Consider the following 15,839-nt stretch of genomic DNA (forward strand, 5'->3'; position numbering starts at 1 on the left):
CATAAAAATATTACCTGCGGAATTAACTTAACCGACAGGGCGAGCCACAATATTGCGGGTTTCCATTCTGACTTCTTCAATGCGGACATTGATAATGTCATTTAAACGGTGAGCAGTTTCGCCCTTGATCAATACTGAGCCTGTTTCCTGACTGCACTGAAGCTCATCGCGGACCGCATGCAAGAATGGCCCGGGAACGAAAGCAACAGCACCATTATCAACCAAACGAACACGCAGACCACCACGGGTAATATCTATAATTTCTGCGGGGAATGTTTTATCTGTGCCAGCATGTGGGTGAAGGAAACGAGCATAGAGCCAGTCGCCAACATCGCGTTCTGCCATACGGTTTGCGCGACGACGTTCAGTCAATTGCAGGCAAACTTCTTCAGTTGATTTTTCCGCTTCAGTCTGTTGAATAATCGCCTTCAACAAACGATGGTTGATGATATCGCTGTATTTACGGATAGGCGATGTCCAAGTCGCGTAAGCATCAAAGCCCAGTCCAAAATGCGGGCCTGGTTCAGTTTTTATTTCTGCAAAAGTCTGGAAACGGCGGATGCGGCTATCCAAGAATTGCGTTGGCTGTTTATCCAGCTCACGACGCAATTCACAGAACCCTTCCAGTTGCAGTAATGCTTCTGCATTAACTTCAATGCCATTTTCCTTAACAACTTCGACAACTTGTTCAATCTGCGTGGATTCGAAACCCGTGTGGACGTTATAAATGCCAAAACCTAACTTATCGCGTAGGATTTTGGCTGCACACAGGTTTGCTGTAATCATCGCTTCTTCAACAATGCGGTTGGCTGAACGGCGTTGTTCAATAACGATATCAACAACATTACCACCGTCATCAAGGATAAAACGATAATCCGGACGCTCCTTGAAGACTAACGCATATTGTTGTCGCCAGTTATTGCGGCGCTCACACATTTCTTTCAGGAGTGAGATTTGTGTAGTAACTGCATCTGATTCAGGTTTCCAACCGTCCTGACCTTCCAGCCAGTCTGAAACTTCGTCATAAACCAGCTTGAATTTCGATTCTACCCACGCAGCGAAGAATTGAATGTCATCGCCCAATTGACCATCTTCCAGAATAGAAACCTGGCAAACCAAAGCAGGGCGACGGACATTTGGACGCAGAGAACATAAATCATCTGACAGTTCACGAGGAAGCATTGGGATATTGAATCCCGGCAGATAGTTGGTGAAGCTACGTTGGTAAGCGGTTTTATCCAGCTCACTACCCGCCTTGATATAAGCAGTTGGATCGGCAATCGCGATTGAAAGCTTCAGGCTGCCATCATCATTTTTAACGATGTGCAGTGCATCATCCATATCTTCCGTTGTTGCACTGTCAATAGTGACAAAATCAAGGGCAGTAAGATCGATACGTTCGATAGCATCATCATCAAGCTGACAATCGGTCATAACAGGGGCTTTGCGTTCCAGACTATGACGTGTCAGTGTTACCCACCAAGGAGCGTAGTGGTCATCACCTTTGGTAATGTAACCAGTAAGCTCAGCATGGAATCCGCGATCACCTTTCAGGGGATGACGACGCATTTCAGCGACAGCCCAATCACCTTGTTCAAAAGCATGAGTAATATCGTTAGAAGGGCGACAAGGGATAGTATCTTTTAATAACGGATGATCAGGAATAATCCAAAGGCGGTTGTCATTTTCTTTCTTCTGGACTCTTCCTACAAAACGGGTCAGAAATGGTTCGATTAACGTTTCTGGTTCAGCGATTTCTTTATCTTTATCAGTGTGGATAGCAGCAGTAACCCGATCACCGTGCATCACTCTCTTCATGTAAGGGGGTGGAATAAAATAGCTTTTTTGACCATCGACTTCTAAAAATCCAAAGCCTTTCTCAGTTCCTTTGACTAAACCTTCTACACGAGTGGTCTGACCGTGAAGTTGCTGTTTTAGCTGCGCAAGCAGCGGATTATTTTGAAACATAATATCTGGGGAGTATGGAGTTATTATCGGTAATTTTGGACAACAGTTTTACGCGAATCGAGGGTGTGGAGCAAGTAACATCTTATCAAAACAGGAAAAACTGTGGGGTGGGATCAATAATTCGACATTTATGGAGGTGAAAATTATCTTCCTTTTGTTGAACAAATCAATCCCATCATCTTGACTGAAATAATTCTAGTAAAAATTGTAGTAAAATATTTTTTTATTTATTTTAGTTACAACATACTGTTTGCAACCAACCAAATTATTGTTCCGGCACCACCTAACATCACAAAAATTAAAAAATATCTAGCACGAGCACTTTACAGACATAACTCCATAGGAACGCTCACCATCTCCATAGGAGCTGGTTTTAGAATGACAATAAATAGTAGAGATAAAGTGAAATAACCGAACCAGTGTAATAAATGTTAATAATATGTTTATTTTTGTTGTTTTATTGATCTTTTAAGTTATGTAATTTCGTGATCGATACAATTCAAAAATCCATTTCATTATGGCTTTTATCTTTATATAACTAATATAAAAATCTTTTTAAATAAAAATAACTTAAAATTGAAGAGTAATATTCCGTCCAGTGCGGGTTTGTGAGAGGGAAGCATGGATATTTTTCAATATTATTATCAATGGGAATTAGATTACCTGAGGCAACTTGAAAAATTGTCTGGTGAAGAAAAACCGCATTTGACCCAAATTTTGGGGGAATATGATCCTGATATCGAAAGAGTCAATCAGGGCTTTTCAGCGTTAATGGCTCGTGTGCATCAAAAAGTGGATGATGCCTTTCCTGAGCTGACTCTGCCTTTGCTGCAACGATTGAATGCACTACCTGTTAAAGGTATTCCTGCGACAAGCGTCGTTCAGTTTAATGCAGCGGAAGGGAATGATCTTACTGTTACTCTACCTAAGTATTCAGAAGTTTCATCAGGTACGGGCACAAAATTTTTGACAAGCCGGGCGTGTGATATTGAACCTCTGACATTGATATCTCGGAATATCACTTATCAAGCAGAAACCAGTTGTATTACTCTGACTTTTCAATATACAGGCAGGGATGATTACTGGCCTATACGTCCTATCAGTCTGTTTCTCAGCCCTGATGCAGCCATTGCGGATAATTTGATGCAGGCATTGTGTCAGACTCTGATCGGTGCGGAGTTACATCAAAACGGGCTGACTTACCCTGCTGAACCGCTCTGGTTTGAACCTATGTCAGGTGCTTCACGTTTAATCTCACCATTACCCACTTCGGCAGAAGGTAATTGGGCACCCCAAATATTGATGGAATCGCTTTATTTGCCTCATGTACACCATTTCCTGACGCTGAATTTACCAACTGTCATGTGTCACCGTTTATCCATGACGGAAAGCCGGCAGTTCAGCGTTATATTGAAACTGAATCACGTGCTTTCTCTGTCTGAAGCACAATTATCCGATGCTTTCCATCTCCATTGTGTTCCTGCGGTGAATCTTGAACCTGAGTCACAACTGACACTCGCTTTTGCGCCAGATACAGCCCGTTACCCGCTGCCTTTGCCACCACAGCAAGGAATACTGCATTTTACTGACCTTGCATTAAAAGATGAACCGGGTAAAGAACGCGGTAAACGATGTCAGTTTTATCCTATGAGTGAATTCACGCATTTTTTTCGTCATGCTGATGAAAAAATCTGGTTTTATGCGTTGGATATCACCCGCGATTCACTGGGGCGTTTGGAATATGCCCTGATTTTTTATGATCGGTATGCCCGGCCGATGGAACAGGCACCAGATCAAGAGCTGACCTGCCATTTTGTCGCATTTGCAACAGAGCTACCGACATTAGCGAAAGGTGATATCTGTTATACCAGTGAGGATATTCCTGATAGTTTGCAAGTCAGAAATCTTACGCCGACTGCCCCCAGTTACCCACCCGTGACCGATTCTTCACGATATTGGCAATTATTGTCTCATTATGGTGCAAATGGTTTCTGGTTGAATTCAGTCTCTTCACTAAAGCAGCTATTACTCGATTACGATTTTTATGCTGACCTTGACCGCCATATCCACCGTGATATCAAGCGAATGGCTGCGGGTATTTTAGCCATTCAATCTGAGCCGGGTGATTGGCTTATCCGTGGCATTCCTCACCGTTGTATACATATTGAACTGACACTGGATGAATCTGTTTATACCAGTCAGGGAGAAATGTTCCGTTTTGCCAATGCGTTATATCAGTTTTTCCCGTTTTGCCTGACCGAAAACATGCGGGTGCGAATGAGTGTCATCGGGCATGTTTCCAATATCCGCTGGCGTTTATCGCCTTGTCCGCTTCAAGGGTATCGTCCCATTATGTGAGGAGCTGCAAAATGGATGGATTAATCTTTACGTGTCAAATCGGTGCGTTATCGGGCACAACCTTTCAGGTAGTCAATTTCAACTTACAGGAAGGATTATCACAGCTTTATCATTTGTCTCTGACGGTAGTCAGTCAGCTTGATAATGTGGTTCTCAACGATCAACTGGGCACCTATGCCTCTCTGACGGTAACCCGCAATGGCAAGGCAGAACGTACCGTTAAAGGTATTGTGGCAGGGGCTTCGCAGGGTAATACCGACGGACGACAAACTTACTATTCTTTTACTATCCGGCCTGAAATGTGGCGAATGACGCTTCATCAGGATAGCCGTCTGTTTCAGCGCCAATCTGTGCCGGATATTCTCAAACAGTTATTAAAAGAGCACCGTGTTAAATCGGATAACAAATTTTATGAAGACAGTCAGCTTCATCCGGTACGGGAATACACGACGCAAAAACGCGAATCTGCTTATGACTTCTGGTGTCGATTGGCAGCGGAAGAGGGGATTGCTTTCTGGTTTGAAGAAGAACAACTCTTTTTCAGTGATTCCCATTTGGGGATGACGGCCGATCTTAACCTGATTTATAACAATCAGCCCAATACGGATGATAAAGATACGACTGCATGGCAGTGGCAATATGGGGAATACCTCTGTGTGGATGAGTATATCCACAAAGATTATAACTATCTGCGTCCTTCACAACCTTTGCAGTCTCAGGCCACTTTGCCCCAAGGCGGGCGTCATGCAGTATTTGAAAGTTATGGCCGTTTCCCGTGGGGCAAAGAAGGCAAACCCTTGGGCGATGTGCGCCTTAATCAACTGAATAACGAAAGTAAATCGGGTTCAGCACAAACCAATTGTATCCAGTTGCGTCCTGGTAAAATTTTTACCCTGCAATCCCATCCCATTGCGACCATGAATAATCGTTGGCAGATTGTCACGGTTAATCATTATGGTTCCCAGCCTAAAGCCGCAGGCATTGCCGGTGAAGGGACAACATTGACGAACGATATTACGTTTATTCCGGGGAAAAATGACTGGCGCCCGCCGTACCGTTATAAGCCGCTGGCGGATGGTGATGAACTGGCGACGGTCGTTGGACCACCCGGCGAAGAAATTTTTGTCAATGAACATGGTGCCATTAAAGTGCATTTTCACTGGAATCGTCATGACCCAGCGGGAGATGGCTCATCATGCTGGGTACGTGTAGCACAGGGCTGGAACGGTAATGGATTTGGCTTTATGGCGATCCCCCGCATTGGTCAGGAAGTGATTGTTTCTTATCTTAATGGCGATATTGATCGTCCCATCGTGACGGGCTGTACTTATAACGGCCGTAACCGACCGCCCCTTAATTTACCTGCCGAGAAAACCCGTACCACGTTCAAAACGCATACCCACAAAGGTGAAGGGTTCAACGAACTGCGGTTTGAAGATGCCAAAGGCAGTGAAGAAGTGTTTATTCATGCCCAGAAGGATATGAATACCAAAGTGTTGAATAACCGTACCACGCAGGTGCTGGGTAATCACACTGAGACGATTGACGGTAATCAGGCCGTTATTGTGAAAAAAAATAAACAGGAAGTTGTGCAACAGACCAGCACCGAAGTGGTCGGGCAGGCTAAGACCCTGACAGTGGGACAGGCTTATACCATTACCGTTGGCGCCAGTATGAATACCACGGTTTCCATGAGTCAAACTGAATCGGTCAAAATGCAGAAGACAGTGTCCGTGGGGCAAACCCTGTCTATTTCGGCAGGTAAGGTAATTGAACTGAAATGCGGTAACAGCACATTGCGTATGGATAGCTCAGGTAAAATTACCATCAAAGGGAAAGAGTTCCTGTTTGATGCCAGCGGCCCTGTGCAAATCCACGGCAAAGACATTGATTTGAACTAAGGAGACAGGGCGATGGAATTCAGGAATCTCACCCCTTTTTCGGTGATGAACTACCGGATGCTGGATACAGAAGATCAGGAATACGATGTGATTGCCATGAAAGTGGGTTATCAGCTATTGCCCGCAGGGAAGGGCGAATATATGGCTGAACTGCTGCCGGTTATGTCCTTATGTGTACAGGATCAATACCGGGGCGCACTGAACGTTTCACAGGTATTGCAGGAAAGTGATCTGGCACCGTTTAAGCCCAAGTGTGACGTGATTGTCAATGGTACGGCTTATGCACCAGAAGGTAAGCCCTGCTCATCTTTCCCTGTTCGTTTGTCAGTCATGGATGCCAATAGCGACATTTTACTGGATAAGACACTGACTATGACAGGTGAGCGGGAATTTTTCCGCCCCGATAACGGGCAATGGCAGCTTTCTGATCCCAAGCCATTTAACCGTTTACCCCTTGATTATCGTTATGCCTTTGGCGGGGGATGCCGGATTGAAGCCGAAGATGATAAAGCGGCGAAGGCATTAACAGAGGAAGACAAGCTCTCTCCTGAACAACGCAGCCAGCACCCCGATGGCGAAAAGGCTCCCATAGCTCATGCAGTTTATGAATACAATCCCATTGGTACGGGGTTTGTTTTGCCGTGGTATGCGAAGGCGAAAGATTTGCTTCGTTATCCGGCACCGCGCATTACTCATCCGAATGCACCGATAACCGCCCACCATTTTACTGATATGCTGGCAGGCCGTTTCTCAGCCACCGAGCCAGCCTGTCAACCGCAGGGTATGGGCGTTATCGGGCGGGCGTGGCTGCCACGGCGAACACTGGCCGGCACTTATGACCAGACGTGGCTGGACGAGCGCCATCCTTACCTGCCACAGGATTTTGACTTTGGTTACTGGAATGGTGCACCACAAGATCAACAGATTGACTGGCCGTCCACCGATATTTCACTGCAACTCACCAACCTGACACCGGAGGGTTCCTTACAAACCCAATTGCAGGGGCATCGTCCTTTTATCCTGTTCCGCATGGAGGATGGCGCTCTTTTTCCGGTTCTGATGAATCTCGATACCCTGATTATTGATACTGATACAATGACATTGGCGCTGACGTTTCGTCTGCATTTCAGCATTGATTTCCCTATCCGAGTGGCGGAAGCCCGGTTTGAAATAAACCCCAAATCACCCTTACTCAAATTTGCACCTGAACAGGAGCCGGATCATGGCGGATAACTATATTGCCCGTAAAGATACTCAATGGTTGATTATCAGTCTGGTTCCTGATGTCTGCAAAACCCCGCTGGGACCGGCCACGCCTCCGATTCCTTATCCCGTAATAGCAAAGCTTGAGGATTCCTCTGCACCGGTCTCATCGGTGCGGGCAAACGGGCAACCGGTGGTGGTATTCGGGCAAAGTTTTGTCCCGCAGACATTGGGGGATGAAGCGGGGACGGCTACAGGGGTGAAAAGTGGCACGGTGGGAGGAAAGTGTCATCCGAAAGAACATACGCAAACAGTCCGGGCGGGTGGCAAATTGACATTGCGCCATACAGATAAGTTCTGGATGAATGGGGCATAAGGGAGGATACATGGCAAAAGGTGCAAAAAGTGATAGCCCAACAGGGACAGGGAATACGGTGGGCACTATTGTTGGTCAGCCGAAGCAGGCCAAAAAAAGTCCGAAAGAAGCCAATCCCCCTGTTAAACCGGAAACATCGCAAGAATTACAACCTCAGAACCATTCTAGGATTAAGAGAGGATTGGAAATTCATTCGCAAGGTTTTAAGGCGGGACTTATACAAGAACTCATCGATACTGCTCCTCTTCCTCCGCCTCCCCCTGGCTTTGAACTTGGCCATGCAGTTTATCCTGAGGATCCAGGGCAAGAAGAAAATGCAAGAGTTGGCCATTTTGCTGGCATGGTTCTTAAAGCATTTGCTGGAGTCGCGTTATTAGGAGCCAGTGCCGCGTTCCCGGTAATTGCCCCAGTAGCTGCCCCAGTTGGTGGGTTTCTACTAATCGGTAGTATTCGTAGAGGTATTAGTAGAGGTATTAGTAGTGGGGGAAGACAGATATCAAATCATGCAGGGCCTACAGAACATCAAGCACCTATAGAAGCTAAAAGATCATCAAGCGGTGATAAAATTAAGGATCAAGGAAATGAAAATCCTACTAGCACCAATAGATCAGATAAAAGCAAAAAAGAAAACGATCCTGCCGAGTCTTCGAAGGAAAAAGAAGGAAACGGCTGTTCTGGCGGCTCCGGTTGTCGAACACCAGGCGAACCTGTCGATATTACTTCAGGGGATTATCTGCAAAACTTTTTAGTTATTGCTATACCTGGCTTGTTACCAATTACCTTAATCCGGAATTATCGTTCTACTGCTTGTCAGAGTGGATTATTCGGACGGAAATGGGCTGATGACTGGTCACGCCAGTTAGTGATAGAGGGTGAAAAAGTCCATTTTACTGATGCTGACGGGCAGGTTTATGATTTTTCGACACCAGAAAATCAAGTTCTGGCGCGTAATCGCCAACTGCTTCATTGTTTGCTGACAGGTGAACTTAATGGTGAATTGCGTTTGGTAAATAAACAAAATCAGCAAACCCTCCATTTTAACCAGATTGAGGGTAACCGGCGTCGGTTGTCCGCTATCACAGATAGTCATCAAAATCATATTCAGTTTATCTATAACGACCAGCATCAGTTGATTGAAGTGGTGCGCAATGACGGTTTCCGCTTAACCCTTCACTATCAGGATCATCAGCTCCGGGCAATGGATTACCATTTTCAGCAGATCCAGCAACGGTTGCTCACCTGCCATTATGACCAATACGGCTATCTGGCCGAATGTGATGCCTTTCAGCAAAACCATCTCTGGCATGAATATACTGCACAAGGCTATATGACCCGCTGGCACGATACGGATAAGACCGATTTTTATATTCACTACGATGAACGTGGCCGGGTCGTTTCCACCCATTCCTCCGAAGGTTATTGGGCAGATCGTTTTATCTATGACGATGAGGCCCGCGTGACCACGTATCTGGATGCCGAAGGCGGAAAAACCCTTTTCTATTACAACCAGAATAATCGGGTGATCCGTGAGGTTGATCCGTTAGGGCGCGAAACCCGGACGCAATGGCGTTACAACCAGAAGGTGTGGGAAATCGATCCGCTGGGCGGTTACACCACGTTTGATTACAACCATGATGGGGCACTGACCGAAATTGTACTGCCCACGGGGGACGCTTTTTATTATGACTATAATGAGCACGGTCAGATTATCGAAGCGATTTTACCCCCGGGGGATATCTGGCGCTTCCTGCATGATGAGCAAGGCAATCTGACGGCAGTCACTGATCCACAAGGGCATACAGAAGCATATCAATACGGTATTCATGGCGAGTTGCGGCAACGGCTTTTGCCGGATGGCCGGCAGTGGCACTACGCGTATGATGAGCATCAGCGGCTGGCCGCGATGATGACACCCGATGGTCAGACAACCGGTCTGGAACTGGATGAACTGGGGCGTCTGCGCCGTACTACCGATGCGCTTAAGCAAGAAACCCGTTACCGCTACAGTGCTGTTCATGCCAGCCTCGATAATGGCAGCCTGACCGAAATTGAATTACCGGATGGGGTGACTCAACAGCGTGAATATGACAGTGAACGGCGTGTGGTCGCGGTGACTGACGGGGAAGGCCGCACGACGCGTTACCGCTATGGGGCGTTTGATCTGCTGACCCACATGACCCGCCCGGATGGTACAACATTACACTTTGGTTATGACCGTCTCACACGTTTTTGTTCCGTCACCGCCTCGACAGGGGAAATTTACCGCTATGAGCGGGATGTCGCCGGTCAGGTTATCCGTGAAATCGACTTTACCGGCCGTACCATCGACTATCAGTATGATGCGCTGGGGCGTCGCATTCAGGCCCGCTATCCGGATAATCACGTCTTGCGTTGGCATTACTCGTCGGCAGGGTTATTGACCCGACAGGAAAGCGGGCATCAGCAGGAAGACAAGTACGAACTGAAATCCACCACCATTTACGAATATAACACGCGCCGCCAGCTTATCAGGGCAACCAATGACGATGCCGTAGTGGAATATGAATATGATGCGGTGGGTTTACCTGTGTGTGAACGCATTAATGGGCGTGAAATCACCCGTGAGTGGAACAGCCTGACCGGGCAACTCACCACCGAGACTGTTGGTGATCATGCTTTGCACTTTGGTTACTCCGTGATGGGAGGGCTGAACCACTTTCAGTTTAACCAGCATACGCCGTTGAGCTTTAGCCATGATGCGTTAGGGCGGGAAACCGTCAGGGAAAGCGCGGAGGGATTTATCCTTGCCAGCCGTTATACTGCTACGGGGCTATTGGCACACCAATCCGCAGGACGTGCCACGGCACTGTTTCGCGAAACCTTGGCGCAGAACGATCCCCATTTTCCACCGCAAGCCACTGCGGTTAACCGTAGCTGGCAGTATGACCGCGCATACAGCGTCAGAATGATCGATGACGGCATTTGGGGACAGACCCGTTACCGCTATAACCAGAATGACCAGATTTTTAACGCCGAATTTAATGGCCGGTTGCCCTATGAAGAGCAGTTTCGTTATGACCCCAATGGTAATTTGAGTCAACATGTGCTGGTGGATGCAAAAGGGGCGATTGAGCAGATTGAACAGCACCAGCAGGCTGGACGGGTTATTAAACGTGGCAATGTCACTTACCGCTATGATGACAATGGTCGGCAGGTGGAAAAAACCGAACACCGTGACGGTTTTCGCCCACAGGTATGGCGTTATCGTTGGGATACGCAAAATCAGCTAACCCACTGCGAAACACCGGACGGTTCCCGCTGGCACTATCGCTACGATGCCTTTGGCCGGCGTATCCGCAAGCTGAAAGTGCACGATGGCAAATTGGCTGCGGCAAATTTACAACGCTGGCTGGAAGGTAAACCGGATTTAACCGCAAAACCCGGTGCCATTATGGGGTATGACTACCTGTGGAGTGGTAACCAGCTGGTGGAAGAAACCCCGCTGTATGCAGATGGCACCCCGGCCTATGATTGCAGCATTTGCTGGCTGTATCAGCCGGGCGCATTAGTTCCGTCAGCGCGTTATGAAAAAGGCAGACTGCACTATATTGTCAGTGACCATCAGGGAACGCCACGGGAAATACTGAGCGAATCCGGCAAGCTGGTCTGGGCAAGCCGGTTGACAACGTGGGGCAAAGCTGAACGGATGCCGCTATTGGCGGCAAATGATGAAGATTACCAGGTGAGCTGCAACTTACGGTTTGCCGGCCAGTGGGGGGATGAAGAGAGCGGGCTGGTTTACAATCGGTTTCGGTATTATGATTGTGGTACTACACAGTATCTGACGTCCGATCCAATTGGACTGGTGGGTGGGTTTAATCTATATGGATATGTTTATAACCCAGTCAGTTTTATTGATCCGTTTGGGCTGGCACCTTGTGGTTTTGCGCCACATGCTCCAGACCATATATTGCATGGTGGAATTAATTCTAATGGTGAAGCTGTTGGTTTCCATTATACTCAACTATGGAATCAAGATGCTCATGGAAATGTATATGGAGTAAGTCAGAACGGATCAGCAATAGCTTATAACCCAACAGTAACATATAGAGGTATACGGCACAGTGGTGATGTCTATATAAAGAATATATATGGAAGCTGGATAAAAAAGCTTAGTGGTGGATCATCTTTCTTTCCGCATCAATGGTCTACACAATTGATAGGTACTGAAATTAGCAGCGCTTTTCAGGATGCTACTCGTCATTTTCATGTAGCACCTTCGAATTATCAGTGGACTGGAACCTCTACGACAGGACTGCAAATTAGGGGATGGACTAATGGATTAGGTCAGGTAACAACTGCCTATCCACTATAATATAAGAGAATACATGGAATTTTTAATTGCAGAGGATGGTTATCCTGCTTTAGATATAGACCATAGGCGTCATGTATTAGCTGATTTTTTGAGAGGAGACGTACAAGCTGATATCTCCTGCACTAATGAGCATATTGCCTTATGTGAATTAGTTGGTAGCGGGCAACTTCCTGAATGGGAAGGCACTGGCAGTGCATATACTGTGACTATCAAATTAGATTGTGTTGAAATTTTTAATGAATACACAGAAGAAAGTTTAATAATATCGAATATAAACGAGTTCAAAAGCTATCTTGAACAATGGAAGGAATTAATCTTAAGTAGAAATTAAATCTAAAATTAATGGGTTAAATAAAAAAAGTAATATTCATTTTTAATGGGATAGCCACTACCAGCAAATATTTCTTGCTCAGAAATGTCTGCCTCCTTTTGCAATTCATTGGAGACAGACAGTTGGTGGGTAATGACAAGGAAAAGATTCAATTTATAAAATTATTCTCACTCAGTCAGTCTTCTCCTCAAACTCACACAGATCTTCAATAATACAAGATCCACAACGCGGTTTACGGGCAATACAGGTATAACGCCCGTGCAGGATCAGCCAATGGTGGCAATCAACCTTGAATTCATCCGGTACGACTTTCAACAGTTTCTTTTCAACCTCATCAACGTTTTTTCCCGGTGCAAACTGAGTTCGATTACTGACGCGAAAAATATGCGTATCGACCGCAATCGTCGGCCAGCCAAAAGCGGTGTTTAACACAACGTTAGCTGTTTTGCGACCAACACCCGGTAGCGCTTCCAGTGCTGCACGATCTTCCGGCACTTCGCCTTGATGTTTTTCCAGTAAAAGCCGACAGGTTTTAATCACATTTTCCGCTTTGGTGTTATATAACCCGATGGTTTTTATATACTCTTTCAAACCATCCACGCCGAGATTGAGAATGGTTTGTGGGGTATTGGCAACAGGATAGAGTTTTGCCGTCGCTTTATTCACGCTGACATCGGTAGCCTGTGCAGACAGCAATACGGAGATCAGCAATTCAAAAGGCGAATTAAAAACCAATTCCGTTGTCGGATGCGGATTGCTATCCCGTAAGCGGGTGAGGATTTCGACCCGTTTTTGTTGATTCATATCTGATTACACCCTCAGCTTCTTGTGATATGGCTGCTGCAGCCTTTTTCTACATTGTCTTTTTCTATATAGCATTGGCGTTCTTTATTTTCTGAACGATTTTTCAGGCGTTCATCAATGATATATTTTCCTGCCAGCATCAAACCTAATCCAATAAAAGCGCCGGGTGGCAGGATGGCAAGCAGGAAGGGCGAATCCATATGAATAATTTCAATCCGCAATGATTTGGCCCAGCTACCCAGCAGTAAATCCGCGCCATCAAACAGTGTGCCATTACCCAAAATTTCACGTATCGCTCCCAGTACAAACAGGGCAAAAGTTGCACCAAAGCCCATCGCAAGGCCATCAATCATTGAATTATAAATGGAATTCTTTGATGCGTAAGCTTCCGCCCGGCCAATCACGATACAGTTAGTGACAATCAGCGGAATAAAAATCCCCAATGATTCATATAGCCCGAACGCAAATGCGTTGATTAGCATCTGGACAGCACTAACAACGGACGCAATGATCATCACGTAAATGGGAATGCGGATTTCATGGGGAACCCAACGACGCAAGGCAGATACAGCAATATTGGTGCTCAATAAAACCAGTGTCGTGGCTAACCCTAATCCCAGAGCATTGGTTGCGGTGGAGGAAACAGCCAGCAGGGGACAAAGCCCCAAAAGTTGTACCAACGCTGAGTTGTTCTTCCAGAGTCCCTGAATAAATAGATTTTTGGTTTCGCTCATGGTTATTTTTCTCCACAAGTTGGCAGTGAGGAAAGTTGTGCGGGTACAGTTTCCAGATAAAGAGCCGTGCGTTTTACGGCGTTAACGACAGCACGAGGTGTGATGGTTGCTCCGGTGAACTGGTCAAATTCCCCGCCATCTTTTTTGACTGCCCAATGGTTATCGCTTTCTGATATTACTTTCTTGCCGGAGAAAGCATAGATCCAATTTGAAATACGGGTATCAATTTTATCCCCCAATCCGGGGGTTTCATGGTGTTCAGTCACGCGAACGCCCAGAACATTGCCGGAAAAATCAGCACCTACCAGTAATTGAATGGCACCTGAATAACCGTCAGGAGCGGTGCTTTCCAAAGCGGCGGCAGCAGGAATGCCATTTTTACGGGCAAGATAAAGACGGTGAGTTTGTTTGTTACCCAGCGCATTCTCTGTTATCAGATAACATTCATCCTGCATTTGGTTATCATATAAAGCAGGGGGAACAACCTGATCCAACAATGTTTTATGCTGCAATGCTGCTTGTTCCGCAATCCGGTCTTTTGTCAATGAATAAACAATGGCTGTTAATCCTGTTGTACAAGCGGCAAAGATTGCAAGAGTCATACCGTGACGTCGCATAGTTTCTAACATGCCAGTTCTCCCTTTCCCTATTTATGGCCGTAAGCACGAGGCTGTGTGTAATGGTCAATCAGCGGTACGCAAATATTTGCCAGCAAGACGGCAAATGCGACGGCATCAGGATAACCACCGTAAACGCGGATAACCCAAATCAGAATCCCGATAATCGCGCCGTAAATCAGGCGGCCTTTTGGTGTGGTTGAAGCGCTGACCGGATCGGTTGCAATGAAAAATGCTCCTAGCATGGTCGCGCCGGAAAAGAGTTGCAATAAAGGAGGTGAATAGCGGGTGGGATCAACGAGCCAGCTCAGTAATGCACAAACGCCCAGTGACAGAATAAATGCGGTCGGGATCTGCCAGTTGATGACTTTCCGGTTGAGCATAATTAACCCACCAGCCAAATACGCGACATTAACCCATTGCCAGCCAATGCCGGCCACAACACCTTGCAATATAGGTTGCTGTAATACGTCATTGATATTGTGTGTCAGTCTGCCAGTTTTAAAGCTATCCAATGGTGTTGCCTGACTTAATCCATCAATACCTTGTTGTAGTTGGAGCAAGGTAGAACCATCAGGTGCATGCCCGGTAAAGATAACCATCAGACTATCCCAAGGCGTTAAGGAAAACATTTGTAAAGATGCTGGTGGTATCCAACTGGTCATTTGCACCGGAAATGAGATCAGAAGAACAACATAGCCTACCATGGCCGGGTTAAATGGATTCTGACCAAGTCCGCCGTACAGATGTTTGGCAATAATAATGGCAAAAAATGTTCCGAGCACAATCAACCACCACGGTGCTAATGGAGGCAGACTGATTCCCAGTAGTAACCCTGTAACTAAAGCTGAATTGTCTTTGAGATATGGCATGACCAGTTGCTTTTTCAGCGCAATGGCTGCGGATTCAGCTAACAATGCGGTAATGATTGCCAATAGGATCTGGAATAATGTTCCATAACCAAATAGATAAGTTTGTACGGCAATACCGGGAACAGCAGCTAAAACCACCCAAAACATGATCTGGCTGGTGCTTTTTTTGTTATGTGTAAAAGGCGAACTGGCGACTTTTAGTAGATTATTATCAGTTTTTACGGGCCTAAATTTCATCGCTAAATATCACTATTCTGTTGTAATTTCTTGTTTTTCTTGGGCTGCTTTCTTGGCTTTGGCACGAGCAATTGCGGCCGCGAC

The 15,839-nt window shown here is 46.2% G+C and carries 11 protein-coding genes; 6 read left to right on the forward strand and 5 right to left on the reverse strand.

Annotated elements, in window-relative coordinates; all coding sequences use genetic code 11:
- Window positions 1–27 precede the first annotated feature (27 nt).
- A complete protein-coding gene (locus FE394_RS03985; protein ID WP_319925112.1) occupies window positions 28–1,968 on the reverse strand; it encodes an exoribonuclease II in 1,941 nt (646 codons plus the stop codon).
- Window positions 1,969–2,589: 621 nt separating this feature from the next.
- Between FE394_RS03985 and FE394_RS03990 the strand changes: the two genes are divergently transcribed.
- The 6 genes from FE394_RS03990 to FE394_RS04015 are packed head-to-tail and all read left to right on the forward strand — an operon-like array spanning window position 2,590 to window position 12,491.
- Complete coding sequence (locus FE394_RS03990) at window positions 2,590–4,326, forward strand: type VI secretion system baseplate subunit TssF (protein WP_319925113.1); 1,737 nt, start codon at window positions 2,590–2,592, stop codon at window positions 4,324–4,326.
- An 11-nt stretch (window positions 4,327–4,337) separates the two neighbouring features.
- Window positions 4,338–6,227, forward strand: coding sequence for a type VI secretion system tip protein TssI/VgrG (gene tssI / locus FE394_RS03995; RefSeq protein ID WP_319925114.1), 1,890 nt, complete (start codon window positions 4,338–4,340; stop codon window positions 6,225–6,227).
- A gap of 12 nt (window positions 6,228–6,239) precedes the next feature.
- Complete coding sequence (locus FE394_RS04000) at window positions 6,240–7,460, forward strand: DUF2169 family type VI secretion system accessory protein (RefSeq protein WP_319925115.1); 1,221 nt, start codon at window positions 6,240–6,242, stop codon at window positions 7,458–7,460.
- Window positions 7,450–7,806 carry a DUF4150 domain-containing protein gene (locus FE394_RS04005; protein WP_319925116.1) on the forward strand — a complete coding sequence of 119 codons (357 nt, stop codon included), beginning with the start codon at window positions 7,450–7,452 and terminating at the stop codon, window positions 7,804–7,806. Before FE394_RS04000 ends, FE394_RS04005 begins: the two co-directional genes overlap by 11 nt.
- Before the next feature lie 10 nt (window positions 7,807–7,816).
- Window positions 7,817–12,160 carry an RHS repeat-associated core domain-containing protein gene (locus tag FE394_RS04010; protein WP_319925117.1) on the forward strand — a complete coding sequence of 1,448 codons (4,344 nt, stop codon included), beginning with the start codon at window positions 7,817–7,819 and terminating at the stop codon, window positions 12,158–12,160.
- 13 nt (window positions 12,161–12,173) lie between these two features.
- On the forward strand, window positions 12,174–12,491 hold the full coding sequence (locus tag FE394_RS04015) for a hypothetical protein (RefSeq protein ID WP_319925118.1): 318 nt from the start codon (window positions 12,174–12,176) through the stop codon (window positions 12,489–12,491).
- A 171-nt stretch (window positions 12,492–12,662) separates the two neighbouring features.
- Here FE394_RS04015 and nth read toward each other — a convergent pair whose 3' ends face one another.
- The 4 genes from nth to rsxD are packed head-to-tail and all read right to left on the reverse strand — an operon-like array spanning window position 12,663 to window position 15,755.
- A complete protein-coding gene (nth, locus tag FE394_RS04020; RefSeq protein WP_319925119.1) occupies window positions 12,663–13,295 on the reverse strand; it encodes an endonuclease III in 633 nt (210 codons plus the stop codon).
- 14 nt (window positions 13,296–13,309) lie between these two features.
- Window positions 13,310–14,029 (reverse strand): electron transport complex subunit E, encoded by a 720-nt coding sequence (locus tag FE394_RS04025; protein WP_319925120.1) that lies wholly within the window; start codon window positions 14,027–14,029, stop codon window positions 13,310–13,312.
- Window positions 14,030–14,031: 2 nt separating this feature from the next.
- Window positions 14,032–14,658, reverse strand: coding sequence for an electron transport complex subunit RsxG (gene rsxG / locus FE394_RS04030; RefSeq protein WP_319925121.1), 627 nt, complete (start codon window positions 14,656–14,658; stop codon window positions 14,032–14,034).
- A gap of 17 nt (window positions 14,659–14,675) precedes the next feature.
- The gene (rsxD, locus tag FE394_RS04035; RefSeq protein WP_319925122.1) at window positions 14,676–15,755 is read right to left on the reverse strand and encodes an electron transport complex subunit RsxD; all 1,080 of its coding nucleotides are present in this window, start codon (window positions 15,753–15,755) and stop codon (window positions 14,676–14,678) included.
- Window positions 15,756–15,839 lie beyond the last annotated feature (84 nt).

This window comes from Xenorhabdus littoralis (assembly GCF_033949345.1).
In the GTDB taxonomy this organism is placed as follows: Bacteria; Pseudomonadota; Gammaproteobacteria; order Enterobacterales; family Enterobacteriaceae; genus Xenorhabdus; species Xenorhabdus littoralis.

Coding starts and splice junctions, on each gene's coding strand:
- FE394_RS04000 (WP_319925115.1), top strand. CDS start 6,240: ATGGAATTCAGGAATCTCACCCCTTTTTCGGTGATGAACTACCGGATG.
- FE394_RS04005 (WP_319925116.1), top strand. CDS start 7,450: ATGGCGGATAACTATATTGCCCGTAAAGATACTCAATGGTTGATTATC.
- tssI (WP_319925114.1), top strand. CDS start 4,338: ATGGATGGATTAATCTTTACGTGTCAAATCGGTGCGTTATCGGGCACA.
- rsxG (WP_319925121.1), bottom strand. CDS start 14,658: ATGTTAGAAACTATGCGACGTCACGGTATGACTCTTGCAATCTTTGCC.
- rsxD (WP_319925122.1), bottom strand. CDS start 15,755: ATGAAATTTAGGCCCGTAAAAACTGATAATAATCTACTAAAAGTCGCC.
- nth (WP_319925119.1), bottom strand. CDS start 13,295: ATGAATCAACAAAAACGGGTCGAAATCCTCACCCGCTTACGGGATAGC.
- FE394_RS03990 (WP_319925113.1), top strand. CDS start 2,590: ATGGATATTTTTCAATATTATTATCAATGGGAATTAGATTACCTGAGG.
- FE394_RS03985 (WP_319925112.1), bottom strand. CDS start 1,968: ATGTTTCAAAATAATCCGCTGCTTGCGCAGCTAAAACAGCAACTTCAC.
- FE394_RS04025 (WP_319925120.1), bottom strand. CDS start 14,029: ATGAGCGAAACCAAAAATCTATTTATTCAGGGACTCTGGAAGAACAAC.
- FE394_RS04010 (WP_319925117.1), top strand. CDS start 7,817: ATGGCAAAAGGTGCAAAAAGTGATAGCCCAACAGGGACAGGGAATACG.
- FE394_RS04015 (WP_319925118.1), top strand. CDS start 12,174: ATGGAATTTTTAATTGCAGAGGATGGTTATCCTGCTTTAGATATAGAC.